The organism is Kitasatospora sp. NPDC001660 (assembly GCF_053596725.1).
On the sequence record NZ_JBSFGU010000015.1, the window covers coordinates 69,462 to 93,655 of the forward strand.

Sequence of the window (24,194 nt, forward strand, 5' to 3'; positions counted from 1 at the left end):
GTGGGCGCCGGATATCCACCCGGGAGAGTGTCCTAAGCGGCCGTCACCCGGTTAGACGGGCGTGGACACCAGAACACAACGGCGGCCCCTCTTCGGCGGCGGCAGTACCGGGATAGACGTGGACCCGGGCCTCAACACCGTCAAGGTGGAGTCGGACCCGGCGCGCCTCAGCAGCACCCAGGCCAGCTTCCGGCTCCGGCTCGGTGCCCCGACGGCGCCGCTGATCGACGCCCCGGCCGGACTGCTCTCCACCGGCGCCGCGTTCGGCGACCCGTACGCGAGCCAGGGCCTGATCCGCCGTCCGCTGGTCACCCCGCAGGTGGTCGTGCCCTCCTCCGCCGTCCCGGCGCTGGCGGGGGCCGCCGGGGGCGGTGCGCCGCGCCGCAAGGGGCGGGTCACCCCCGTCACCTGGACCGGCCAGGCGCCCCCCGGGGACCTCGCCGCCACCCGGCTCCTGGAGGCCGTGCGGCTCAGCGGCTCCCCGGGAGGCGGCGTCGGCCTGGCCGAGGCGGACACCCGGGTGATCCCGGCCCTCGCGGGCGCCCGGACCGTCCCGCGCCAGCCGCGCGAGGGCGCCGGCACCGCGACCGACGCGGGCGTCGGCCCGATCGGCGCGCCGCAGGGCTGGACCCCGAGCGGCGAGCTGCCCGAGGTCTCCGCCGCCGACGCCGGGGGCAAGCAGTCCTGGTACCCCGGCCGACGGGTCGACCTCGGCCTGGTGCTGCTGCCGCTGCGCGCCGTCCTCGGCTCGCTGTCCGTCTACGCCGGGTTCAGCAAGCTCTGCGACCCGGTGTACTTCGACGGCGGCGAGCGCGGCTCGATGATGCGCTGGCTGGCCTCGCTGCACCCGTGGAAGGCCGCCGAGCCGCTGCTCGCCTTCGCCATGGCGCACCCCGTCGGCTCCGGCCTGGTGGTGTCGTTCACCGAGATCGTGGTCGGCGTGCTGACCGTCCTCGGCCTGTGGCAGCGGCTCGCGGCCGGCGCGGCGATGCTGCTCTCCGCGGTGCTGCTGTTCACGGTCAGCTGGCGGGCCGTCCCGGTGTACGACACCCCCGACCTGATCTTCATGGCCGCGTGGAGCCCGCTGCTGATCGCCGGGGCGCCGTTCGCCTCGCTGGACGGGCGGCTCAACCTGGAGGCCTGGCGGCGGTACGGCTCGGGCACGCCCGGGGCGCTGCGGCGGCGGGTGCTGCGGCGGGGCACGGTGGTCGCCACGGTCGTCGTCGGCATGACGCTGCTGCTCGGCTCGATGCTCGGCGCGGCGGTGCGCACCAGCGCCCGGCCGCACCAGGCGCCGAGCCGGCCGGCCACCGACTACGGCACGCCGGTCTGGCCGAGCGGTTCCCCCTCCGGTGCCGCGCACGGTCAGGGCACGTCCACGCAGCCCGCGCCGGCCGCGTCCCGCCCGGCGGCGAGCCCGACCGCCCCGGCGTCCTCGGCCCCGGCCTCCCGCCCGGCCACCCCGACACCGAGCGGGAAGCACTCCACCAAGGCGGAGGGCGGCCAGAGTTCGGCCCCTGGGTCGGCACCCTCGTCCGCCGCGCAGCCGGCCGGCTCCTCGCCCGGCCAGCGCTCCACCCCGGCTCCCGCGGGTTCGGGCGCGGGGTCCAAGCCGAGCCCCAGCGGCTCGGGCTCCGGCCTGCTCGGCGGGGTGCTCGGCAGCGGCCAGCTGGCCGACCTGTCGGGCGGCGGCCACTCCAGCCGTCCGGGGGCGCCGACGGCGACCTGACCGGGTGGGGACGGCGCGGTCGGCCGGGCGCTCCGTGGGGGAGCACCCGGCCGACCGGCTTGCTGCGAGGGGCTACTGAGGTGCCCGGCCCGCTCCGGCGGCGAGTTCCTTGGCCGCCTCCGTGAGGTCCTTCGCGGTGTCGATCGCGCGCCAGTACACGCCTTGCGGGAGCTGGTAGCCCGCCAGCCGCTTACCGCGGGCGAGTTGGGGGAACGTGGTGCGCTCGTGGTCGCCCACGCCCGGCAGCAGCTCGGCGAACTCCGGGCTGAACACGTACAGGCCCGCGTTGATGAGGAACGGCGACGGCGGCGCCTCGATGAAGTCCAGCACGTTGCCGAACTGGTCGGTCTCCACCGCGCCCCACGGGATCCGCGGCCGGGCCAGGGCGAGTGTCGCGACGGCGTCCCGCTCGTGGTGGAAGGCGGCCATGTCGCGCAGGCTGAAGCGGGTCCAGATGTCGCCGTTCGTGGCGTACCAGGGCTCGTCCGGGCGGGGCAGCGCCTTGGCCGCGTACTTGAGCCCGCCGCCGCGCCCGAGCGGCTCCTCCTCGATGACCGTGCGGACGCGCAGCGGCAGGTCCGCCCTGCCCAGCCACTCCTCCAGCACGTCGGCGAGGTGGCCGCAGGACACCACGACGTCCGTGACGCCCTCGGCGGCGAGCCAGGCCAGCTGGTGGCCGAGGATCGGCATGCCCGTCCCCGGGATCTCGACCAGTGGCTTCGGGCGGTCGTCCGTGTAGGGCCGCAGCCGGGAGCCCTGGCCGCCGGCGAGGATGACGGCCTGCGTGACGGGCGTCGTGGTCGGCCGGGGCGGGTGGGGGTGCTGGGACTGCGGGGACGCGAGGTCGGCGGTGGGGCCGGAATCAGCGGTCATGCCTGAACAATAGGCGCGCCGACGGGGGTTGGAGCCCAGGTCTTCGCCGACCCCCGGGACGTCAGCCCGTCACACCCGACGCGAAGGAGCCGTCGCAGACCGGGCGGGCGAACGAGCGGGCCCGCTGCACGTCGCCCTGGTACTTCTTGACCGTCGCCCGGCCCAGCTCGGTGGCGAGCGAGGTGCAGTACGGCGTCAGCGACGGCTGCTCGCGCATCGAGCGCTCCAGCAGGTCCAGCGCCGCGGCCGGGCTGTGCTCGCGCAGCTCGTCCAGCATCGCGACCCGCAGCGCGTCCTGCGGCGCCAGCCCGTCCGGCGTCTTGCCAGCCGCGCCCGCGGACCGTCCGATGCCCGCGCCGTCGCCGCTGGACGCCGCGACGACCTGCTGGTCGAGCCCGGTCGGCGGAGCCCACGGGACCCGGGTCACGGCGAGGGTGCCGGTGGTCACCAGGACCACGGGCAGGGTGAGGGCGACGGTCTGGCCGATACGGCGAACTAGCTGCTTCACGCTCAGGAGCGTAGCGGTGGGTACGGGCCGGGTCGCCCTCCGTTACACCATCGAGTGACGACGTGTCCGGGTTCGTCCCGTCGCCGTGTTGACGCGGGGGTGTACGGACGGAGCCCGTCGGACCGGGGCCGGTCCGACGGGCTCGCGTTCGTCGTGGCTCAGTTGCTGAGGCGGGCGCCGGTGCTGGTGGAGAACACGTGGGTCTCGTCGGCGATCGGCACGACGTGGATCGTCTCGCCGCGGGCCGGGATCTGCCGGCCGTGCACGCGGACCACGATGTCCTTGTCCTCGCCGCCGATCTTGGTGGTGCCGTAGACGAAGCCGTCCGAGCCGAGCTCCTCGACCACGTTGACCGTCACCGCGACGCCCTCGATGCCGCCGGCCGGGACGACCTCGAAGTGCTCCGGGCGGATGCCGACGGTCACCGTCCTGTCGCTGCCGGCGCCGCCCAGGTCCTCGCGGGAGATGTTCACGACCGAGCCGCCGAACTTCACACCGCCGTCCACCAGCGGCACCTCGACCAGGTTCATCGCCGGCGAGCCGATGAAGCCGGCCACGAAGAGGTTGGCGGGCTTGTCGTACATGTTGCGCGGGGTGTCGACCTGCTGCAGCACGCCGCCCTTCAGCACCGCGACGCGGTCGCCCATGGTGAGCGCCTCGGTCTGGTCGTGGGTCACGTACACCGTGGTGATGCCCAGGCGGCGCTGCAGGCCGGCGATCTGGGTGCGGGTCGAGACGCGGAGCTTGGCGTCCAGGTTCGACAGCGGCTCGTCCATCAGGAAGACCTGCGGCTGGCGCACGATCGCGCGGCCCATCGCGACGCGCTGGCGCTGACCGCCGGAGAGCGCCTTCGGCTTGCGGTCCAGGTACTCGGTGAGGTCGAGGATCTTCGCGGCCTCCTCGACCTTGGTGCGGATCTCCGCCTTGTTCACGCCGGCGATCTTGAGCGCGAAGCCCATGTTCTCGGCGACGGTCATGTGCGGGTAGAGCGCGTAGTTCTGGAACACCATGGCGATGTCCCGGTCCTTCGGCGGCAGGTGGGTGACGTCCCGGTCACCGATCCGGATCGCGCCGCTGTTGACGTCCTCCAGGCCGGCCAGCATGCGCAGGCTGGTCGACTTGCCGCAGCCCGAGGGGCCGACCAGCACGAGGAACTCGCCGTCCGCGATCTCCAGGTCCAGCGCGTCCACGGAGGGCTTGTCCGCCCCCGGGTAGACGCGGGTCGCCTGGTCGTACGTGACAGAAGCCATGGTTGGTGCTCTCCTTCACCGGCAGGAACGTGCCGGACGATCCGAGTAAAGGGGGGATTCGATTGTCGCGTCGGCCCGTCCAGTGGTCTGAACCACTACACGAACCGACTCCCGGCGACGCTACCTGCGCCCCCGCCGCTTGTCAGCCCCCCTCCGGCCCGATTTCCGCATCGTTTCCATCACGCCCACCCCACCCCGCCAACCTTCGGATATCCCCCCACCCCGCCACCCGCGCCCGGTAGACTGCCCTCGGTGCCGCCGTGATCCTCGCGGACGGCCACCGTGCCTCCTTAGCTCAGCTGGCCAGAGCACCGCTCTTGTAAAGCGGGGGTCGTCGGTTCGAACCCGACAGGGGGCTCAGTGCCTGACCTGGGAAGACAACCCAACTGCGATCATGCGAAACCCCCTCCGAGATCACTTGGAGGGGGTTTTCATGTCCGGTGGGGACAGGGTGGGGACGCGCCGTCAGGCAGCCCGTTCAGTGGGGGCGCCGCCGGGGGTCCGGCCGCAGGCTCCCTCGCCGGATCGCGGCGTCGAGCCGGCTCGGAGTGTGGAGCGATCCGTCGGCAGGTCGACGCGCCGACGGTCCGCCGGAACGGCTCCGTCCCGGCGATGGCGGCTTTGAGGGCTTTGCGCTGGGTGCGGAACCCGGCGGGGCCGAAAACGACGGCAGGCCCGGCGCTCCCCTCGTAGCGGCGGGCCTGCCGCTGTGCCGGCGCCGCTGTGGGCGGCCGGGCATGCGGTTGCGGTGCCTGATCGGGCGCCGCGTTCAGTGCGCGGAAGCTGCGTTCTTGACCAGGGCCTTGGTCAGGGCCACGCCGGCGGTTCCGGTGTTGCTCTGGTCGTTGTCGTAGGTCGTCACGACGACGCTGCCGACCCGGGCGGCGACCAGCGTGCTGCCCCCGGTCCAGTCCGGAGACGTGATGACCGCCTGGAGTGCCTCGTCCCCGACGCCGGGCAGGCTCTGCAGGGTGACGGTCGCGGTGTAGTTCTGGCCGTTCTGCACGACGGTGTAGGTGTGGCACGCGGTGAGGGCCTTCTTCAGGTTGGCCATGACCGTCTGCGCGTCGTTGCCCCGGTAGGCGTCCAGCTCCTGGGCGAACATGTCCTGCGAGTCGTCCGTGTAGTTGTTCTGGGCGAAGGACGCGGCGGTGATCCCCGCTGCGTTGATCCAGCCCGTCCCGTTGAGCATGTTGCACGCCTTGGAGGCGGGGACGGCGGACGGCGAAACCGGCGGGTTGAAGCCGTTGCCGGTGCTCTTGGTGCCGCTGGGGTCGAGCTTGAGCTTCTGGGGGAGCGCGGTGGCCGGCAGGAGTACGGCGTTCAGCTTGTTCCCGTTGGGGAGGGCGTCGGTGCCCGCGGCGGGGACGGGGGCCGGCGCGGTGGACGATGCGACGCCGGCGGGCGATGCGACGCCGGCGGACGCGGAGGGGGCTGCCGCGGTGGCCGAGGAGTCCGCGTTGTCCGGGCCGCAGGCGGCGAGGCCGAGAACCGCGGTGGCGCTGCAGGCGATCAGGGTGGCCCGGCGGAGTTGCTGAGGCATGGAGGGGTGTGCACCTTTCGGGCGGGGAGCTGTGTGAGCGGCGGGCCAATCAGATCACCGCCTGTGAACCGCGTCAACATGAGAACTCGCCGTGAGGCAGGTTGTAAGATCGTGCTCAGTCGTAGCGTCGCGGGGAGGGGGCCCACTCGGTGCCGGAGAACAGGACAGACGTCACCGCCGCAGGGATCGCGCGGTTGGCCGGTGTCGGCCGCGCCGCGGTCAGCAACTGGCGGCGCAGGCACGCGGACTTCCCCAAGCCCGTCGGCGGCACCGACACCAGCCCGGCCTTCGACCTGGCCGACGTCGAGCAGTGGCTGCGCGACCAGGGCAAGCTCGTCCAGGTGCCCCTGCGGGAACGGGTCTGGCAGCAGATCGAACGGGATCCGGACGGGGCGGCGACCGCGCTGCGACTGGTCGGTGCCGTGTTCCTGCTGCGTGACCAGCCCACCCGATGGCAGGAGCTGGCCGCCGCCGACGATCGCCGTCTGACCCGCGAGCTGCCCGAAGCACTCGCCGAAGCACTCCGCGCCCGCCTGGGCGAGGACCACCCGGTACCCGTGCCGAGCGGGTCCGAGCTGACCGGGCGTCTGGCGCTGCTGCGCGGTGGCGCGGAGCTCGCGAACGAACTCGGCGCCCGCCAGGCGTACGAGTTCCTGATGGGGCGCCACCTGGAGGCCGGGCCCCGCCAGTACACGCTGACCCCCGCACCGCTGTCGGAGCTGATGGCCGAACTCGCCGGCCGGGCCGAGCTGGTGCTGGACCCCGCCTGCGGCTTCGGCGGCCTGCTCGGCGCGGCCGGTCCCACGACCGCGGTGACCGGTCAGGAAGTCGATCCGGACCTCGCCGCGCTGACCGCGGTGCGCCTCGCCCTGCACACTGACCAGGAGGTGCGGATCCGGGTGGGCGACAGCCTGCGCGCCGACGCGCACACCGGGGTGCGCGCGGACGCCGTGCTGTGCCATCCGCCGTTCAACGAACGCTCCTGGGGGCACGAGGAGCTCGCCTACGACACCCGCTGGGAGTACGGGCTGCCGCCGCGGACCGAGTCCGAGCTGGCCTGGGTGCAGCACGCCCTCGCCCATGTGCGCGAGAACGGCTGCGCCGTGCTGCTGATGCCGCCCGCCGCGGCGTCCCGCCGGTCGGGTCGGCGGATCCGGGCGGACCTGCTGCGGCGCGGCGCGCTCCGGGCGGTCGTCGCGCTGCCCGCGGGCGTGGCCCCGCCGTACGGGATCCCCCTGCACCTGTGGGTGCTGCGCCGCCCCGCGGCGGACGCGCCGCAACCGCAGCGACTGCTCCTGGTGAACGCCGCCGAGCGGCCGGACGGAGGGGAGAAGCTGTCCTGGCAGGAACTGCGCAGCATTGTGCTGGAGGACTGGTACGCCTTCGACCGCGACGGCGCGGCACCGCAGCGGCCCGGCGTCAGCCGCGTCGTCCCGCTGGTCGACCTGCTGGACGACGACGTGGACGTGACCCCGGCCCGGCACCTGCCGATCCGGGCGGCGGGCGGCGGAGAGGCGGGGCTGAGCGAGGTCCGCGACCGCCTGACCGGTGCCCTGCGGCGCACCGTGGAACTGGCGCCGGTGGCGGGCGTCCAGGGCGCGCCCGCGCACTGGCCGATGACCAGCCTCGGAGAACTGGCGAGGACGGGAGCCCTGTTGATGCGGACGGGCGGTGCCGGAGCCGGCACCGGCGGCCCGCCGGTCCTGACCGAGCACGACATCGTGTCGGGCGGCGCCCCCTCCGGCGTGCTGCCCGAGGGCGAGGACGAGGAGCCGGTGCTCACCCGGGCCGGGGACGTGGTGATCCCCGTGCTCGGCCGGGGCACCACGACCCGCGTGATCGACGAAGCCACCGCCGGTGCCGCGCTGGGCCGCAACGTCTACCTGCTGCGACCCGACCCGGCGACCCTGGACTCGTGGTTCCTCGCCGGCTTCCTGCGCAGCAGTGCGAACAACCGGCAGGCCAGCAGCTTCACCACGTCCGCAACCCGGCTCGACGTGCGCCGGCTCCAGGTGCCCCGGCTGCCGCCGGCCGACCAGCGGCGGTACGGGGAGCGGTTCCGCGCGGTCGCCGCCTTCGAGGAGGCGACACGCCTGGCCGCCAGGCTGGGCGAACTGCTCGTCCAGGGCCTGTACGACGGGCTGACGGACGGGAGCATCAGCCCGTCCTGACGGGCGACGGCCGTGCGGCGGAGGGGTCGGTAGGCTGACCCCGGCAATCACCGATCAACCTCCGCCGAGCAGGAGCTGGCCCATGTACGGCCCCGTCCCCACAGCGCCGCCGCCTCGACGTGGCGCGCGTGTGTGGAGGGTGCTTCTCCGGGTGGTTCTCACCGCCGTTCCGGTGCTGACCATCGGCATGCTGGGCTGGATGTCAATGCTGTACCTCGCGCTCGTGCACCGCCGCAGACGCGACTGGCTGCTGCTGGTGGCGGTGGCGGCGGCGTCCGTCGGCGGGTTGGCACTGATCGGGCCGTCCGAGCAGAAGAGCTGGCAGGCCACCACCGGGGTGGTGATCCTGCTCGGGACCATGGTCTTCGTCCCGGCGTACTTCCTCGCCGTCGACCTGCGGCCGCAGCCTTCGGACGCGGTGGTTCCCGGCCCGGGAACCCCCGTGGCACTGCCGCCGGTGCAGCCGGGCTACCCGCCCCCGGGGCTGCCGCGCCAGGACCGCATCGGGCAGGTCAGGGCCGGGCTCGACGAACTGAGCGCCTACCTCGAACAGCAGGAGCGCTCATGAAGGGCCGGCTCGTCGCCGGGCGGTACGAGCTGGCGACGCTCATCGGACAGGGCGGAATGGGCCAGGTGTGGACGGCACACGACCGCACCCTGGACCGGTGGGTGGCGGTCAAGCTGCTCCGGCCCGACCGGATGACCGAAGCGGAGGAGTTCGACGGAGTCCGGCGGCGCTTCGTCCGGGAGTGCCGGGTCACCGCCCAGGTCGATCACCCCGGACTGGTCACCGTGCACGATGCCGCCGGCGATGGCGACGACCTCTACCTGGCCATGCAGTACGTCCACGGCGCGGACCTGGCCGACCACTTGGCCGAGCACGATCCCTACCCCTGGCCGTGGGCGGTCGCCGTGGCGGCGCAGCTCTGCGCGGTGCTGGCCGCCGTGCACGCGGTGCGGGCCGTGCACCGCGACCTCAAGCCGCGCAATGTCATGGTCCGTCCCGACGGCACCGTCGTCGTGCTCGACCTCGGTGTCGCCGCCGTCCTCGACTCCGACACCACGCGGCTCACCCTCACCGGCTCCCCCATCGGCAGCCCCGCGTACATGGCGCCCGAGCAGGCCGTGGGGGGCGAGGTCGGTCCGAGCGCCGACCTCTACTCCCTCGGCGTGATCCTGCACGAACTGCTCAGCGGCACGGTCCCCTTCGCCGGTTCCTCCGCGCTGGGCGTGCTGCATCGGCACCTCCACGAGCCGCCGCTGCCACTGCGCCGGGTCCGGCCGGAGGTGCCGGAACCACTGGAGGCCCTGGTCCTGTGGCTGCTCGCCAAGGACCCGCGGGACCGTCCGGCCGATGCGGCGGAGGTCTATCGGGCGCTGGCGCCCCTGCTGCCCGGGCCCGCCTCGAACCGCCCCGACGGCCCGGGTGTGCCGATGGACCCGACCCGGCCGTTCCGGCAGCCCTACGCGCCCTGGCACAGCGGGCAGTTGCCGGGCCGGTCACCGCACCCGCCGACCGTGCCGACCGTGCCCGCCGCGGACCCGCACCCGGGCCCTCCCGCACCCGTCGGCGGGAAGGCCGACATCGCCGCCGCCGTCGAGGAGGCCAAGGGGCTGCTGGACACGGGTCGGATCACCCAGGCCGTGAGCGTGCTCGGCGGAGCGCTGTCCGCTGCCGCGGAGGCCCACAGCCGGAACTCTCCCGTCGTCCACATGCTGCGGAAGCAGTACGCCGCGACCCTGCTGGAGGACGGTCAGTTCCGCGCCGCACTGCCGGAGTTCAGGCTCCTGATCGAGCAGCGTTCCGCCGAGGCCGGCCCGACCGACCCGCAGGCACTGCGCTTCCGCGTCGAGGCAGCGCAGTGCCTGGAGCACCTCGGCGACCACGTCTCGGCACTCACCGAGTACCGGTCCCTGCTTCCCCAGCTGGACCGGCTCGCCGACCACGATCCGGTGTTCGCACTGGAGGTCCGCAGCCGCACGGCACACCTGCTCTTCGCGACCGGTGACCACACCGGCGCCCGCACGGCCCAGCTCCGACTGCTCCTCGACACCGAACGGCTCTACGGCCCGCACCACCCGCTCGCCGCCGAAGCCCGGCGCACCCTCGACGAATGGGACTTGCGGGACGGCAGGAAGGACCGCCGTCCGTAGCCGTCGACGGGGCGAGGAGGACACGGCCGGCGTACGAACCCCGACCTCCGGCACACCTTGACCACCGGACCCGTCACGCGGCCCCCTTCTGCATGCCCTCCCTGGCACGGAGTCGGCATGCCCGCGCGGCGATCACCAGGAACGTGGGGGAGGGCCCCGGTCAGGTGGTGGGGAGGGTGAGGGTGGCGAGGGCGCCGCCGGTGGGGTGGTTGGCGAAGGTGAGGGCGGCGCCGATGACGCGGGTGTGGCCGGTGGCGATGGTGAGGCCGAGGCCGTGGCCGCGGCCGCGTTCGGGGGCGTTGGTGCGAAAGCGTTGGGGGCCGTGGGCGAGGAGGTCGTCGGGGTAGCCGGGGCCGTGGTCGCGGACGGTGATCTGGTGGCCGTCGACGTGGAGTTCGACCGGGGCGGCGCCGTGGCGGTGGGCGTTGAGGACGAGGTTGCCGAGGATGCGGTCCAGCCGGCGCAGGTCGGTGCGCACCTCGGCGTCGGCGGTCACCGTGACGTCCACGTCCAGGCCGGTGAGCGTGACGGTGCGGCGCACCGCCCGTTCCAGGGGGACGGCGGACAGGTCCGGGGTCTCGACGTCGGCGTCGAGGCGGGAGACCTCCAGCAGGTCCTCGACGAGGGCGCGCAGGGCCTGGACCCGGTTCCGGACGAGCTGGGTGGGGCGGCCGGGCGGCAGCAGTTCGGCGGCGGTGACCAGGCCGGTGAGCGGGGTGCGCAGCTCGTGGGCGACGTCCGCGGTGAAGCGCTGCTCGTCCGCCAGCCGCCGGTGCAGCGAGCGGGACATCTGGTCGACGGCGGCCGCGAGGTCGGCCACCTCGTCGCGCCCGTCGACGAGTTCGCCGATCGGGGTGTCCGTCCGGCCGGCGGCGATGCCCCGGGCGGCCGTGGCCGCGGTGCGCAGGCGGCGGCTGATCCGGTCCGCGACCAGCACGCCGGCCAGGACGGTGGTGAAGACGGCCGCGACGACGGTGAGCAGGATGATCCGGTCGAGGTCGGCGATCGCCTGCCGGTCCTGCGTGAAGTCCACGCGGACGGAGAGCGCCCCGTTCTGCGCCGGCCCGGCCGCCCACATCGTCTCGCCGTCCGGGCCGGCCGCCAGCAGCGTGCCCCGCCGGCCGTCGGACGCGAGCGCGCGCAGCCGGGTGGGCAGCGAAGGGTCGCCCACGGCGGCGCCGTGGGCGAGGGCCTCGCCGCGCCCGTACGCGCCGAGCGAGGAGTCGAGGGCGGCGAGGGCGGTGGCGCGGGCCTGGTCGACGTGCTGACGGATCATCGCCTGGTGGACCAGCAGGCCGACGGCCACCGCGACCAGGACGGAGATCGCGGCGACGGCGGTGGCGATCTGGCGGCGCAGCGTCATGCCGGCCGCCGCAGCTTGTAGCCGAACCCGCGGACGGTCTCGATCCGTCCGGCGCCGATCTTGGCGCGCAGCCGCTGCACGTGGACGTCGACCACGCGGGTGTCGGCGCCCCACTCGTAGTCCCAGACGCGTTCGAGCAGGGTCGAGCGCTCCAGCACGATGCCGGGCGCGGCGGTGAACTCCAGCAGCAGCCGCAGTTCGGTGGGGGTGAGCGGGACGAGGCGGCCGTCCACCCGGACCTCCATGCTGTCGGTGTCCACCTGCATGCCGTCGAAGCTGCGGACGGTGGGGGAAGGCGCGGGGGAGGGGGAGGCGACAGGGGCGGACGCATCGGCGTTCGGGACCGCGACCACGCGGACCCGGCGCAGCACCGTCCGGATCCGGGCGACCAGTACCGCGCTCTCGAACGGCTTGACCACGTAGTCGTCCGCCCCGGCCTCCAGCCCGGACACGACGTCCACAGGATCGGTGCGCGCCGACATCATCAGGATCGGCAGCTGGCTCTCCTCGCGGATCCGCCGGCACAGCCCGACGCCGTCGAGGAGCGGCAGCATGACGTCCAGCAGGACCAGGTCGGGCCGGACGGCGTGGAACGCCTCCAGCCCCTCCAGGCCGTCGGCGGCCGTGGCGACGGGGAAGCCGTAGCGCTCCAGGGCCATCCGGGTGGCCTCGCGGATCACCTCGTCGTCCTCGACGAGCAGGATGCGGGGCTGCGTGGGCGTGGCGGCAGGGGTCATGGCTGCTGAGGCTAGGGCGTCGGGGTTCACGGATGCGCTCCCGGGAGGGCCGGCGTCGGCCGGGAGGGGGCCTGGACGGAGGCGCGCGGCGACGGGAGGGCCGTTGCGGGGGCCGGCTCGGGCCCGACCGTCGGGCGGACGGGGACGGGGACGGGGACGGGGACAGGGACGGGGACGGGGACGCGGCCGCCCGGGGGGACGGCGCCCGTCGCCGGTTCCGGGGGGACGGTGGGGCCGGGCAGCGGGCCGACGCCCTCGACCTTCTGCTCCAGTCGGACGAGCCGGACGCCGTCCCAGTGGTAGTGGCTGGTGGTGAGGAGGGAGGTGGTGGTCGGCTCGCGCAGCCACAGGTCGGTGCCGACGGTCTCGGCGCTGAAAGTCGGCAGCAGCTTGACCCGCAGGATCGGCACGAGCCGGTCGTCAGCCAGGGTGTAGACGTGCAGCACGACCTGCCCGGGGACGCCCACGGCGGCGATCAGCTCGGGCTTCCCGTCGCCGGTGAGGTCGCGGAACTCGGGGCTGCGGACCTCGCACTCGGTGCACGAGCCGAGGGCGTGCCGCTCCTCCGTGCTCACCTCGGGGTCCTCGGTGAGCACGGTGCGGACGTCGACCGCGGTGATGTCCCGCCCGGGGACGGTCACGTCGGGTACGGGCCGCGGCGGCGCCTGGGTGGCGGACCCGGTCCCGGTGGCGGACGGGGACGGCGAGGCGGCCAGGCCGGGCCAGAGCGGCTGCGGCACCGGGGGCGGCGTCACCGGCTGCGAAGGGCCGTGGTCCCGCAGTCCGCCGGGGGTGGCCCGGCCGACCGCCATGGCGGCGAGGGCGACGAGGACGGCCACGGCCGCGAGAGCGGCCATCGGCGCGGCGGCGGGCCGGCGGCGGGGCGGGGATGCTGCTGCCACGTCGGCGCTCGTCCTCCTGGTGTGTGGTGACCGGTGTGCCGCGACTGGCCCGGGCCGACGCGCGTCGGCCCGTTCCGGCACGCGTCCCCGTGCCTCCTGAGTAGGTCGTGCGGGCGGTGGTCGGCGGTTCCGTGCCGCCGCCTCAGGCCAGGTCGGCCAGCACGACGATGTTGTCGGTCCAGTGGCCGTCCGAGCCGATCCGGCCCCCGCAGGTGATGAGCCTGAGGGCGGGGGCGGGGGTGTCACCGTAGACGGCGTCGGTCGGGAACCGGTCCTTGGCGGCCTGGAGCAGCGAGCGGACCTTGAAGTCCACGGTGGTGCCGTCCGCGCGCCGCACCCGGACGAGGTCGCCCGGCCGCAGTTTCGGCACCTGGCGGAAGACGGCCGGGCCGTGGACGGTGTCGTAGTGCCCGACGAGGACGGCGGGGCCGGTCTCGCCCGGGGTGGGGCCGTTGCGGTACCAGCCGACCTCCTCGGCCCGGTCGGCCGACGGCACCTGGACCGTCCCGTCGGCGTTCAGGCCGAGGCCGGTCACCGGGGCGTCCACACCGGCGGACGGGATGAGCAGGCGGGTCGGTTCCGAGGCGGCGAGGGCCTTCGGCGCGGCGGTGGGCGGCGCGGTGACGTCCGGTGCGGAGGCCGCCGGTGCGGGGCCGGGCGTCGCAGCGTCCGTCGCGCTGCCGTGCGCCGAGGCCTCGATCCGTACGACCGGCGTGTCCCGGGACGACAGCGCCACCGACGTGCCGAGCAGCAGGCAGAGCAGCCCGGCCGCCCCGACGACGGCCCGACGGACCACGCCCGGCCCGCGCTGCGGTCCGCGCCGCCGCCCCCGTCCGCCGACTCGTCCCTGCCCGCCGACTCGTCCCTGCCCGGCGACTCGCCCCCGCCCGGCGGCGCGCCGCCGTCGCCCGCCGACCGGTGCCCCGCTCGCCGCCGGGGCCGCCCCGGCGCCGCCACCCCGCCTGGCCGGACGCGGGGGCGCGGCGCCGGGGTGCCCGGCGGGCTCGGGGCCGGTGTCAGCCGCGCGCACCGGAGCGGCGGCGCAGGACGGCGAAGCCCAGCGCCCCGGCGCCGACGGCCGCGACGGCACCGCCGGCGGCCAGGGTGAGGCCGTTGCCGTCGGTCGCGGTGGAACCGTCCCCGGCCTGGGCGGCGCCCTTCGGCACCTCGCGGACCTGCGGCCGGGGGGCCTCCGGGGTGCGCGGCGGCGCGGGCGAGGCGGTGGGCTCCGTGGGCACGACCGCCGCGGCGGGCGCGGAGGCGGTGGGCCTGGGCGGCTGCGCGGGACGGACGGGCGCGCCCTGCGGCGCCACGGCCGTGCCCGCGGCGGCGGGGCCGGCGCTCGGGGTGGCCGGGACGGGCACGGGTGACCCGTCGGCCCACGCCTGCCCGCCGGTCAGGGCGGTCAGCAGCGCGGCCCCGGTCAGGGCGCAGACGGCCAGGACCCGGCGGCCCGGCGCACGATCGGTACGGCTCCTGCTCATGCGGTGTCTCTCCTTCGTGGTCGACGCCTCCCGGCCCCTGCGGCCGGTGCGTCGACGGTGACGTTAGGGAGCCCGTGTCGCGGTCCCCGGCCGGTCGCGTCACGGCGGTCCATCGGCTTCGTAACGCCCTTGACCGGCTTCGTAACGCCGCTTCGTAACACCGTTCCGTAACGCCGCTTCGCAACACCACCGACCGGCGAAGGGCGGTGCCGGCGGGGACGGACACCGTCCTGCCGCTCGGCGCACTCTGCCAACTCGCCGCCGCAGTCTCGGTGTTGGCCGTGCCGGAGGTGCGCACCCGCCCCTGGGAGGGCGGCGAGGATCCGACCTGGGCCGCCCCGGGGCGCACCCGGGCGGGACGACGCCGACAATCCCACCCCGCCCGCGCGAACCGTCCCCGCCCCCGGCCTCGCCCCCGGGCGGCGCGGGCGGCGCGGGCGGGGCGGTCGTACGGTGGAGGGTGCGGGGGTGGACGGAGGAGGTTGGCCATGCCCGGTTCGCTCACCATCAGCCACCACGAGGCCGCGGTGGCCCTCGATCACACGGACGCCGTGCGGCTCACCACCGTGCTGGAGGAACTGGCCTATCTGCTGGAGATCCCGGGGCCGAACCGGATCAACGACGCGCAGCTCGCCGCGCTGTGCGAGGGCCGCGCGCCGGACCGCGCCGAGCTGTCGCGCTGGTCCCGGGCGCTCGCGGCGCAGCTGAAGGGCCGGCGCTAGCGCGAGGACCCGGCGCCGGGGCGTGACGGGCGGCCGCCGACGGCCGCCGACGGCCGCCGGCGCACCGGACCCGCCGTACGATGACGCGCGGGGCGGGCGGTTCCCGCACGCCTCCCGGGTGCCGGGTCGGCCGGTGGCCGGCCCGGTGGAGGGTGAGGGTGGGGGCCCGAGCGTGCCGCAGTCCTGGTCGATGTCCTGGCTCACCGTGCCGACGCCGCTGCCGAGCGGCCCGATGCACGTCGCGGTGACGCCGCTGGGCGTCGCGGCGGTCGGCTACGGCGGGCGCGACGGCGAGACGCCGGTCTGCACCGACGAGGCGAAGATCGCCGCCGTGACCGACCGGATCGGCGCCTACCTGGCGGGCCGCAGCCGGGAGCCCGGCCTGCCGATCGACTGGAGCCTGAGCAGCGGCCCGCACCGGACGGTGCTGCGGACGCTGTGGCGCGAGGTGCCGTACGGGCGGACCATCACCTACGGCGAACTGGCCGCGCGCAGCGGGGTGTTCGAGGGCGTGACCGAGCCCGGCCTGGCGGCCCGCACGGTCGGGCAGATGATGGCCGCCAACCCCGTCGCGCTGCTCGTGCCCTGCCACCGGGTGGTGGCGTCGGACGGCATCGGGGGCTTCGGCGGCGGCCGGGTCGGGATCGAGGTGAAGCGCTGGCTGCTGACCCTGGAGGGGGTGCTGGAGCCGACCCTCGACTGGAACGGCCCGCTGTAGCAGTGCACTTGCCGCCGAAGCCGCCCGGTTCCAGCGGCGAAGCGGCACTCCGTGCGCGCGGGATGCGAGAGGATGGCATCCGGCATTCCGGCGAGTTCGAATCGGCAATCGAACAAATATCGATCAAGTGATCTGGTCGCACTATTTGTTCGGTTATTCCGAACCACTCGAATGAGTGATTGCGACGTGACTCCGAACGGGCCCACCATGAAGTTGCACCATGAATATGCAAGGCGACACTTCATCGGGTTTGCGAAGGGCTCCCTATGTCGACCGAAACCAATGCCGGTATTCCTGGGCCGGGCGGGCAGCCGGAGATCCGGCAGCAGCAGAGTCTGAGCACGGCGGGGGCCCGGAACCTCGCCACGACCACCAAGTCCGCGCCGCAGATGCAGGGCATCAGCCCGCGCTGGCTGCTCAGGATGCTGCCGTGGGTCCAGGTGTCCGGCGGGACCTACCGGGTGAACCGTCGCCTGCGCTACTCGATCGGCCGCGGCCGGGTGAGCTTCGTCAAGACGGGTGCCGAGGTGCGGATCGTCCCGCCGAGCCTCACCGAGGTGCCGGTGCTGCGCGGCTTCCAGGACGAAGCCCTCCTGGAGGAGCTGGCCGGGCGCTTCGTGCAACGGGAGTTCTCCGCCGGTGACGTGCTGGTCTCCGCCGGGGCGGAGATCAGCGAGGTCTTCGTCATCGCGCACGGCAAGCTGGAGCGGATCGGAACCGGCAAGTACGGCGAGGACACCGTCATCGGCACCCTCGCCGACGGCGACCACCTCGGCGACGAGGCCCTGCAGCAGGACGGCAACACCTGGCCCTACACGGTGAAGGCGGCCACCGCCGGCACCGTGATGGTGCTGCAGTGGCCCGCCTTCCAGGAGCTCCACGACCGCTCCGAGGCGCTGCAGCTGCAGATCATCGAGTACCTGAACGGCTTCCAGCAGGCGCAGAACAAGCACGGCGAGGCCGCGATCGACCTCGCCTCCGGCCACGAGGGCGAGTTCGAACTGCCCGGTGCCTTCGTCGACTACGAGCTGAAGCCGCGCGAGTACGAGCTGAGCGTCGCCCAGACGATCCTCAAGGTGCACAGCCGGGTCGCCGACCTCTACAACCAGCCGATGAACCAGACCGAGCACCAGTTGCGGCTGACCATCGAGGCCCTGCGCGAGCGCCAGGAGCACGAGCTCGTCAACAACCCCGAGTTCGGCCTCCTGCAGAACGCCGAGTACGACCAGCGGATCCAGACGCACTCCGGCCCGCCCACGCCGGACGACATGGACGACCTGCTCAGCCGCCGCCGCGGCACCAGGATGTTCCTCGCCCACCCGAAGGCGATCGCCGCCTTCGGCCGAGAGTGCAACAAGCGCGGCCTCTACCCGGGCACCGTCGAGGTCGAGGGCAAGCACGTCACCTCGTGGCGCGGCGTGCCGGTCTTCCCGTGCAACAAGATCCCGATCAGCGGCGGCCAGACCAGCTCGATCATCGCGATGCGTGTCGGCGAGGACAACCAGGGCGTCATCGGCCTGCACCAGATCGGAATTCCGGACGAATACCAGCCGGGCCTTTCGGTGCGGTTCATGGGAATCGACGAGAAGGCCATCATTTCCTACCTGGTCAGCGCCTACTATTCGGCCGCGATCCTGGTGCCGGACGCGATCGGCGTCCTGGAAAACGTGGACATCGCGCAGCGTTAGGACGGCGCGGCGGTGGGGTCGTACAGCGTCAGGACGGCGCAGCGCTGGGGCGGCCACTGCCGGCAGGGCGGAGCACCGCCGGGCCGGCCGTCCGCCGGGGCCGTCCGCAGCGCACGTCGTCCGCACCGAGTGCCGTCCGGCCCCGAGCCCGTCTCCCCGGGCCGAGCGGCGCCCCCGCGCGCCCTACCGCGCACCGGCCGGCCGCGTCGCCCCAGGGTGACGGCCGGCCTTCTCACGACAGGTCATCAGGGGGAGGAACCCATGACGAGCCCCACGCTGGAGCGGGACCACAAGGAGGGCCACGAGGCCGAGGGCGTCCTCGCCCGGGCCCGCGGCCTGGTCGACCCGGTCCTGCGGGCCGCCGTCGACTCGCTGCCGGGCGCGATGCGCAAGGTCGCCGGCTACCACTTCGGCTGGTGGGGGGCGGACGGCTCGCCCTCCGCCTCGCCCTCCGGCAAGGCGATCCGGCCGGCCATGGTCCTCGCCGCCGCCCAGGCCCTCGGCGGCGACCCGGCCGCGGCCACCGCCGCCGCGGCGGCCGTCGAGCTGGTGCACAACTTCACCCTCCTCCACGACGACGTCATCGACCGCGACGAGACGCGCCGCCACCGACCCACCGCCTGGCGGGTGTTCGGCACCACCGAGGCGATCCTGGCCGGCGACGCCATGCACTCGCTGGCGCTGCGGCTGCTGGCCGAGGACACCCACCCGGCCGCCCGGTCCGCCGTCCGCCGGCTCACCGGCTGCGTGGTCGAGCTCTGCGAGGGCCAGCAGATCGACTGCGCCTTCGAGCAGCGGGACGACGTCTCGCTCGCCGAGTGCCTCGCGATGGCGGAGGCGAAGACGGGCGCCCTGCTCGGCGCCGCCTGCGCGATGGGCGCGGAGTACGGCGGCGCGTCCGAGCAGGCGGCGAAGGCGATGGACGGCTTCGGGCGGGAGATCGGCCTGGCGTTCCAGCTGATCGACGACCTGATCGGCATCTGGGGGGATCCGGCCGTCACCGGCAAGCCGGTCGGGGCGGACCTGGTGGCCCGGAAGAAGTCGCTGCCGGTGGTCGCGGCGCTCGGCTCGAACACCCCCGACGGTGCCCGGCTCGCCGAGCTGTACGCACTGGAACGGCCACTCGGGCCCGAGGAGTTGGCGCTCTGCGCGGCGGCCGTCGACGGCGCGGGCGGGCGAGGCTGGGCGCAGGGCGCGTCCTGCGACCGGATGGCCGCGGCGATGGACCTGCTGGCCGTGGCCGTGCCCGAACCGGCCCAGGCGGACGAACTGCTCGCGCTGGCCGAGCTGGTGACGCGCCGCACCCACTGATCGTGCGGGGGAGCGGGAGGCCGGCCCGGCCGACCTCCCGCTCCCGTCGCGTCCCCTTCCAGGTGCTGACCTGCGCCTCCCCGCCTAGCATCCCCTATGTAGCGATTCGTCCGAATCCTGCGTGGTTCGAATCCTGCGTGGGGAGAGCGACAGCATGGTCAGCCCGGCACTCGTCGATCCGACCACCGTCCGTGCGACGACTGCCGAGGCGTGGCTGCGCGGCTACCCGATCCTGCGGAACTACCGCACCCTGTACGCGCAGGCGCTGGACGACGCCGACCCGGCGTACGTCGGTGGCTTCGGCGTCTTCCGCCACCACCCGCCGCCGTCCACCCTTGTGGTCACCACCCCCGCGCGCACCGGCGTCGCCGCGCCCGACAGCGGCACCGTCGACCGCGACACCCCGTCCTCCTCGGCCTGGCTCGACCTGCGCGCCGAGCCCTGGGTCGTCTCCGTCCCCGCCGACAGCCGCTACTACGTCCTGCCGGTCCACGAACTCGACACCGTGTACGCCGGGTTCGTCGGCGCCCGCGCCACCGGCCCGGAGGCCGGCGACCACCTGGTGGCCGGCCCCGACTGGCAGGGCGAGGCACCGCAGGGCATCCGGAGCGTGATCCGCACCGCCACCCGCCTGGTCGGCATCGTCGCCCGCACGCACCTCGCCGGGCCGGACCCCGCCGACGTCGCCGCGATGGAGGCGGTCCGGCAGCAGTACCGGCTGCGGCCGCTGCACGCGTACGCGGGCACCCCGGCGCCGCCCCCCGCCCCGGCCCCGGTCTGGCCGGTCTGGCGGGACGAGGTGATGGACACCATCGAGTTCCTCTCCTTCCTCGACTTCCTGCTCGGCTTCTTCCCGCTCCCGTCGCCCCACCGCCCGGCCGCCGTCCGGCTCCCGCCCGCCGAACTCGACCTGCGCGGCCGCCTCACCGACCTCGGGATCGACGGCCGCGGCGAGTTCGAGCCCGCCGCCCTCCCGCTGGAGGTGCGCGCCGAGATCGAGCGCGGCATCGCCGACGCCCGCGCCCGGCTGGACCGCGAGGCCGCCGCCCGTCCCGACGCGTCCGGCCTCGCCGGCACTCGCGACCAGGTCGGCGCCGACTACCTCGGCCAGGCCCTCGGCGCCCGGCTCCGCCCGTACGGGCTGCCCGCCGAGGAGGCCTGGTACGGCGGCTGGGCGGCCGACAGCGAGGGCCACCGGCCGCCCAACGCCAGCGACCGCGACTACACCATCCGCTTCCGCCCCGGGAAGCTCCCGCCCGCCCGCTTCTCCTGGTCCGCGGCCATGTACGAGCTCCCGGACCGCCGGCCGGTCGACAACACCCTCGACCGCTACGCGATCGGCGACCGCACCCCCGGCCTGGTCCACGACCCGGACGGCGGCCTGACCCTCTACGTCCAGCACAAGCGGCCCGCCGACGCCCAGCACTCAGCCAACTGGCTCCCGGCCCCGGACGGCCCGTTCACCGTCGTCCTGCGGCTCTACGGCCCCGAAGAGCGCGTGCTCGACGGCCGCTGGCGGCTCCCGCCGCTCACCCCGCGCTGAACCCCGGCCGGCACCGCCCCAAGGACAGACAGGACACCCGATGACCCAGCCCGAGCTGGAGGCCCTGGCCGCCGACGCGTACGTCTACGGCTACCCGCTCGTCGCCGGCCTCACCATGGTCGAGCGCTTCACCAAGGGCGGGATGGGCACCCTCCCGGCGGCGACGTTCAACCGCTTCAGCCACGCCACCCGGCTGGCCGGACCGGGGGACGACTTCGTCTCGGTCAACAACGACACCGTCTACTCGATCGCCCAGCTCGACCTCTCCGAGGGCCCCCAGGTGCTGCACGTCCCGGACACCGCCGGGGCCTACTACGTGCTGCAGTTCGTCGACGCGTGGACCGACAACTTCGCCTACCTCGGCAGCCGCGCCACCGGTACCGGCGCGCAGACCTGGCTGCTCGTCCCGCCCGGCTGGCACGGCACCCCGCCCGACCCGGAGAAGGTGATCGAGGCGCCGACCACGGTCGCGACCGTGGTCGGCCGCTTCGCCTGCGCCGGCCCGGACGACCTCCCGAGGGTCAAGGGCCTCCAGGGCGCGCTCACCCTCACCCCGCTGGAACCGGGCGGCCTGGTCGCCGGCCTGCCCGAGCCGGACCAGGACGTGCCCGAGCGGCTCGCGTTCTTCGAGCGGATGCGGGTCTGGATGCGGGCCTTCCCGCCCGCCGGCCCCGACGTCGAGTACGAACGGCGCCTGGCCCCGCTGGGCCTCCTGGACGAGGGCGTCTCCCCGTACCGCGCGGCGGCCCCGGAATGGACGCACACCCTGCTCAAGGGCCTCGCCGCCGGGCGCGAACGGGTCGAGGCGGCCACCCGCCCGCCCGAGGACCACCCGCCGGGGGAGTGGCGCTCGGCGCTGCACCTGTTCGACTACAACATCGACCACCTGGGCCCCGGCACCATCGACGACCCCGAGTGGCGCATCCCCGACCGCCGCGCCGGCTACCTCAGCCGCGCCGCCGCCGCCCGCGCGGGCCTGTGGGGCAACCACGCCTACGAGGCCTCGTACGCGGTGACGTACGACGACTCCGACGGCCGCCCGCTCAGCGGCGCGCACCGCTACACGCTCCGCTTCGACCAGCCGCCGCCGGCCGAGGCGTTCTGGTCCGTCACGATGTACTCGGTGCCCGACTACTACCTCGTGGCCAACCCGATCGAGCGCTACTCGATCGGCGACCGCACCCCCGGCCTGGTGTACGGCGCGAACGGCTCGCTCACCCTGACCCTCCAGCACGAGGAGCCCGAGGACCCGACGGAACTGGCGAACTGGCTGCCCACCCCGGAGGGCGAGTTCCGCCCGATCATCCGGCTCTACCAGCCGAAGCAGTCCGTCCTGGACGGCACGTACCAGGTGCCCCCGATCCACCGCCGCTGACACCCCGCGGAGCAGAGCCCCGGAGCCCCGCTCCGATCCCCCGCCCGCCACCCCAGCACCTGCGAGGCGCCCCCACCCCCCCACCTCGCGCCGCCCGCACCCTGACCGCCGCCGCGCCCGCCCTTCAAGCGGACGGCGGGAGTTCGAGGCCGGGCCTAGTGCGGCGACGCCGACGCGCCGCCTGTCGGGTGTGCCGTGGCCGTCGCGCTCGGGGACGCCGTGGCCGTCGGGCCGGCCGAGTGTGTGGGCGCCGGTGTGCCGGTCGGCGAAGGCGTCGGCGCGGGCGTCGTGCCGGGCGAGGCCGTGGCGGTCGGGGTGGTGCTGGGCGCGGGCGTCGCCGTGGCCGTCGCCGGAGGGGCCGGCGTCGGCGCGGCGGGCGCCGAGGTGGAGCCGCCCCGGTTCTGCGGGCCGCCCTCCAGGGTGACCACGGCCTGGGACGGCGGGAGCGCGATCCGGGCCGTCCAGTGCGTCGCGGGGGCGAGGTCGTCGTCCACCGTGACGATCACCGTGATGCGCTGGCCCGGTTCGAGCGTCCCGGAGTCCCGGCTGAGCCGGAGCCAGGCCGCGTCCACGACCGCGTGCCAGCGGATCCCGGTGCCACCGGAGTTGGTGAGCGTGAGGACCGTCCGGCTGCCGTACTCGCCCGCCTCGACGGTGAGCAGCCCGGCCGGCGCGGGCTGGGCCGCCCCGCCGGACCCGGCCGCCGACCCGGCTGCCGCCACAGGAGCGGCGATCAGCGTGGGACTGCCGAGCGCAGTCGTGCCCCGGCCGGGCACCGGAACGGCGGGGCCCTGGAACTCGGGCCCGCGGAAGCCGGGAAGCAACGTTTCTGCACTCCTTGCCCCGGCCCCCGCGAGCTCCATCCCGGGCACCCTCGCCCCGTCGGTGGCGCCCGTCCCTGCCGCACCGCCTTGCGCCGCGTCGATCCCCACCTCCGGCGGTCGCTGTGCCGCCTGCCGCCCGGCCCCGTCCACCCGCACCGACGAGACCGCCGCCGTCGCACCCGGCCCGCCGCCACCCCGGTGCCCGGCCCACAGCGCGACCACCGGTGCCGCCAGCACGGCCGCGAGCACCCCGGTGGTCACCACCCGCCGCCGGACGGCCAGGCCCCGCCCCGCGTCCGGTGCCCGGTGCCGAGGGAAGCCGCTCTGGTCGAACCGCAGCCCCGGCTCGACCGCCGCCTCCGCTCCCGCACGTGCACCCGCTCCCGCACTCCGCCCAGCCGCGGCAGCCTGCGCCGACGGGTACGTCACCACCCCGCCGCGCTCGTCCTTCTCCGCCGGTGAGCCCGGCGCCGTCAACAACGGCAGCCCCGCGAGCCCCGAGAGCCCGGTCCCGTCCCCCGCCTCGCCCGCCACCCGCTCCGCCGTCCCCCGGCAGGTCGGGCAGTCGACGACGTGCTGCACGAGCTCCCGCCGCAGCGCCGGCCCGAGCACCCAGTCCCGCCAGCTCTCCGCCCCGGCGCCGCCGAGCCGGTTCAGCTCCGGGCAGCTGCCGACCCCGAGCACCAGCAGCGCCGACCTGGTCCGCGCCACCTCCGCCTCCGCCGCACCGAGCAGTGTCCGGGTGGCGTCGAACGGCAGCCCGAGCACCGCCGCCACCTCCAGCGGGGTCAGCCGGTGCCGGACCGACAGCTCCAGGGCCTCCCGCTGCTCCGGGCCGGTCCCGGCCGCCTCCGGCCAGGCGAGCGAGGCCAGCTCGCGCCGCCGCCGGGCCGCCTCGGCCTCCGTCAGCACGGTGCCGGACGCGCGACCGGTCCCGTCCGAGAGCCGCCGCACGCAGCAGTACCGGGCCAGGGAGAACAGCCAGGCCCGGACGAGCCCGGGCTCGGCCAGCCGCGCGCCGTGCCGCTGCGCCAGCTCGCGGACCTCGTGCAGGGCGTCGGCGGCGGTGTCGTGCTCGCACAGCACCGAGAGGCAGTAGGTGAAGAGGCCGTCCGCCTGCCGGTCGTACGCCGCGAGCACGGCGGTCGCCGGTCCTGCGGCACGTGCCGGCCCTTCCGGGTGCGGCGGTCCATCAGTACGCGTTGTCACCCGTCCGACGGTAGGGACGGCGGGCGGCGCGGCCGGCCGATTCCTGGCGCATGTACTTCTTTCGGGTAACAGCATCGCCCACATGTGTGG

20 protein-coding genes and 1 tRNA gene are annotated in these 24,194 nt (G+C 74.9%); 11 read left to right on the top strand and 10 right to left on the bottom strand.

Annotated elements, in window-relative coordinates; all coding sequences use genetic code 11:
- Positions 1 to 118: 118 nt before the first annotated feature.
- The gene (locus ACWCXH_RS18565) at positions 119 to 1,729 is read left to right on the top strand and encodes a DoxX family protein (protein WP_449802490.1); all 1,611 of its coding nucleotides are present in this window, start codon (positions 119 to 121) and stop codon (positions 1,727 to 1,729) included.
- Positions 1,730 to 1,801: 72 nt separating this feature from the next.
- Here ACWCXH_RS18565 and ACWCXH_RS18570 read toward each other — a convergent pair whose 3' ends face one another.
- The 3 genes from ACWCXH_RS18570 to ACWCXH_RS18580 form a co-directional block, all read right to left on the bottom strand.
- On the bottom strand, positions 1,802 to 2,602 hold the full coding sequence (locus ACWCXH_RS18570; RefSeq protein WP_449802491.1) for a nucleotidyltransferase family protein: 801 nt from the start codon (positions 2,600 to 2,602) through the stop codon (positions 1,802 to 1,804).
- A 61-nt stretch (positions 2,603 to 2,663) separates the two neighbouring features.
- On the bottom strand, positions 2,664 to 3,110 hold the full coding sequence (locus tag ACWCXH_RS18575) for a hypothetical protein (protein ID WP_449802492.1): 447 nt from the start codon (positions 3,108 to 3,110) through the stop codon (positions 2,664 to 2,666).
- Between the two features lie 158 nt (positions 3,111 to 3,268).
- A complete protein-coding gene (locus ACWCXH_RS18580) occupies positions 3,269 to 4,360 on the bottom strand; it encodes an ABC transporter ATP-binding protein (protein WP_449802493.1) in 1,092 nt (363 codons plus the stop codon).
- Positions 4,361 to 4,644: 284 nt separating this feature from the next.
- Here ACWCXH_RS18580 and ACWCXH_RS18585 point away from each other — a divergent pair.
- A tRNA-Thr gene (locus tag ACWCXH_RS18585) sits at positions 4,645 to 4,718 on the top strand.
- 411 nt (positions 4,719 to 5,129) lie between these two features.
- Here the strand turns inward: ACWCXH_RS18585 and ACWCXH_RS18590 are convergent.
- Positions 5,130 to 5,903, bottom strand: coding sequence for a hypothetical protein (locus ACWCXH_RS18590; RefSeq protein WP_449802494.1), 774 nt, complete (start codon positions 5,901 to 5,903; stop codon positions 5,130 to 5,132).
- A gap of 149 nt (positions 5,904 to 6,052) precedes the next feature.
- Between ACWCXH_RS18590 and ACWCXH_RS18595 the strand changes: the two genes are divergently transcribed.
- The 3 genes from ACWCXH_RS18595 (at position 6,053) to ACWCXH_RS18605 (ending at position 10,228) form a co-directional block, all read left to right on the top strand.
- Positions 6,053 to 8,074, top strand: coding sequence for an N-6 DNA methylase (locus ACWCXH_RS18595; RefSeq protein WP_449802495.1), 2,022 nt, complete (start codon positions 6,053 to 6,055; stop codon positions 8,072 to 8,074).
- Between the two features lie 151 nt (positions 8,075 to 8,225).
- On the top strand, positions 8,226 to 8,642 hold the full coding sequence (locus ACWCXH_RS18600; protein WP_449802496.1) for a hypothetical protein: 417 nt from the start codon (positions 8,226 to 8,228) through the stop codon (positions 8,640 to 8,642).
- Positions 8,639 to 10,228 carry a protein kinase domain-containing protein gene (locus tag ACWCXH_RS18605; RefSeq protein WP_449802497.1) on the top strand — a complete coding sequence of 530 codons (1,590 nt, stop codon included), beginning with the start codon at positions 8,639 to 8,641 and terminating at the stop codon, positions 10,226 to 10,228. Before ACWCXH_RS18600 ends, ACWCXH_RS18605 begins: the two co-directional genes overlap by 4 nt.
- Positions 10,229 to 10,388: 160 nt before the next feature.
- Here ACWCXH_RS18605 and ACWCXH_RS18610 read toward each other — a convergent pair whose 3' ends face one another.
- From ACWCXH_RS18610 to ACWCXH_RS18630, 5 genes are all read right to left on the bottom strand, one after another.
- Entirely contained in the window at positions 10,389 to 11,591 is a 1,203-nt protein-coding gene (locus ACWCXH_RS18610; RefSeq protein WP_449802498.1) for a sensor histidine kinase, read from the bottom strand.
- Complete coding sequence (gene cseB, locus ACWCXH_RS18615; RefSeq protein ID WP_449802499.1) at positions 11,588 to 12,328, bottom strand: two-component system response regulator CseB; 741 nt, start codon at positions 12,326 to 12,328, stop codon at positions 11,588 to 11,590. Before cseB ends, ACWCXH_RS18610 begins: the two co-directional genes overlap by 4 nt.
- A 26-nt stretch (positions 12,329 to 12,354) precedes the next feature.
- Complete coding sequence (locus ACWCXH_RS18620; RefSeq protein WP_449802500.1) at positions 12,355 to 13,230, bottom strand: hypothetical protein; 876 nt, start codon at positions 13,228 to 13,230, stop codon at positions 12,355 to 12,357.
- Between the two features lie 142 nt (positions 13,231 to 13,372).
- Positions 13,373 to 14,026: a class F sortase gene (locus ACWCXH_RS18625; protein ID WP_449802501.1), complete on the bottom strand. Its 654-nt coding sequence runs from the start codon at positions 14,024 to 14,026 to the stop codon at positions 13,373 to 13,375.
- A 220-nt stretch (positions 14,027 to 14,246) separates the two neighbouring features.
- On the bottom strand, positions 14,247 to 14,714 hold the full coding sequence (locus ACWCXH_RS18630) for a hypothetical protein (RefSeq protein ID WP_449802502.1): 468 nt from the start codon (positions 14,712 to 14,714) through the stop codon (positions 14,247 to 14,249).
- A 488-nt stretch (positions 14,715 to 15,202) separates the two neighbouring features.
- Between ACWCXH_RS18630 and ACWCXH_RS18635 the strand changes: the two genes are divergently transcribed.
- The 6 genes from ACWCXH_RS18635 (at position 15,203) to ACWCXH_RS18660 (ending at position 22,071) form a co-directional block, all read left to right on the top strand.
- A complete protein-coding gene (locus ACWCXH_RS18635) occupies positions 15,203 to 15,436 on the top strand; it encodes a hypothetical protein (RefSeq protein WP_449802503.1) in 234 nt (77 codons plus the stop codon).
- Between the two features lie 172 nt (positions 15,437 to 15,608).
- Positions 15,609 to 16,154, top strand: coding sequence for a methylated-DNA--[protein]-cysteine S-methyltransferase (locus ACWCXH_RS18640; RefSeq protein ID WP_449802504.1), 546 nt, complete (start codon positions 15,609 to 15,611; stop codon positions 16,152 to 16,154).
- A 266-nt stretch (positions 16,155 to 16,420) separates the two neighbouring features.
- Positions 16,421 to 17,842 (top strand): family 2B encapsulin nanocompartment shell protein, encoded by a 1,422-nt coding sequence (locus ACWCXH_RS18645; RefSeq protein WP_449802505.1) that lies wholly within the window; start codon positions 16,421 to 16,423, stop codon positions 17,840 to 17,842.
- 261 nt (positions 17,843 to 18,103) lie between these two features.
- Positions 18,104 to 19,153: a family 2 encapsulin nanocompartment cargo protein polyprenyl transferase gene (locus tag ACWCXH_RS18650; protein WP_449802506.1), complete on the top strand. Its 1,050-nt coding sequence runs from the start codon at positions 18,104 to 18,106 to the stop codon at positions 19,151 to 19,153.
- 154 nt (positions 19,154 to 19,307) lie between these two features.
- Positions 19,308 to 20,696 (top strand): DUF1254 domain-containing protein, encoded by a 1,389-nt coding sequence (locus tag ACWCXH_RS18655; protein ID WP_449802507.1) that lies wholly within the window; start codon positions 19,308 to 19,310, stop codon positions 20,694 to 20,696.
- A 40-nt stretch (positions 20,697 to 20,736) separates the two neighbouring features.
- Positions 20,737 to 22,071, top strand: a complete 1,335-nt coding sequence (locus ACWCXH_RS18660; RefSeq protein WP_449802508.1) for a DUF1254 domain-containing protein — start codon at positions 20,737 to 20,739, stop codon at positions 22,069 to 22,071.
- Between the two features lie 155 nt (positions 22,072 to 22,226).
- Here the strand turns inward: ACWCXH_RS18660 and ACWCXH_RS18665 are convergent, their stop codons facing one another.
- Positions 22,227 to 24,104 carry a BACON domain-containing protein gene (locus tag ACWCXH_RS18665; RefSeq protein WP_449802509.1) on the bottom strand — a complete coding sequence of 626 codons (1,878 nt, stop codon included), beginning with the start codon at positions 24,102 to 24,104 and terminating at the stop codon, positions 22,227 to 22,229.
- Positions 24,105 to 24,194 lie beyond the last annotated feature (90 nt).

Bases quoted from the DNA above. Each gene is read 5' to 3' on its own strand.
- ACWCXH_RS18570 (WP_449802491.1), bottom strand. From the start codon at position 2,602: ATGACCGCTGATTCCGGCCCCACCGCCGACCTCGCGTCCCCGCAGTCC.
- ACWCXH_RS18580 (WP_449802493.1), bottom strand. From the start codon at position 4,360: ATGGCTTCTGTCACGTACGACCAGGCGACCCGCGTCTACCCGGGGGCG.
- ACWCXH_RS18590 (WP_449802494.1), bottom strand. From the start codon at position 5,903: ATGCCTCAGCAACTCCGCCGGGCCACCCTGATCGCCTGCAGCGCCACC.
- ACWCXH_RS18605 (WP_449802497.1), top strand. From the start codon at position 8,639: ATGAAGGGCCGGCTCGTCGCCGGGCGGTACGAGCTGGCGACGCTCATC.
- ACWCXH_RS18610 (WP_449802498.1), bottom strand. From the start codon at position 11,591: ATGACGCTGCGCCGCCAGATCGCCACCGCCGTCGCCGCGATCTCCGTC.
- cseB (WP_449802499.1), bottom strand. From the start codon at position 12,328: ATGACCCCTGCCGCCACGCCCACGCAGCCCCGCATCCTGCTCGTCGAG.
- ACWCXH_RS18630 (WP_449802502.1), bottom strand. From the start codon at position 14,714: ATGAGCAGGAGCCGTACCGATCGTGCGCCGGGCCGCCGGGTCCTGGCC.
- ACWCXH_RS18635 (WP_449802503.1), top strand. From the start codon at position 15,203: ATGCCCGGTTCGCTCACCATCAGCCACCACGAGGCCGCGGTGGCCCTC.
- ACWCXH_RS18645 (WP_449802505.1), top strand. From the start codon at position 16,421: ATGTCGACCGAAACCAATGCCGGTATTCCTGGGCCGGGCGGGCAGCCG.
- ACWCXH_RS18650 (WP_449802506.1), top strand. From the start codon at position 18,104: ATGACGAGCCCCACGCTGGAGCGGGACCACAAGGAGGGCCACGAGGCC.
- ACWCXH_RS18655 (WP_449802507.1), top strand. From the start codon at position 19,308: ATGGTCAGCCCGGCACTCGTCGATCCGACCACCGTCCGTGCGACGACT.
- ACWCXH_RS18660 (WP_449802508.1), top strand. From the start codon at position 20,737: ATGACCCAGCCCGAGCTGGAGGCCCTGGCCGCCGACGCGTACGTCTAC.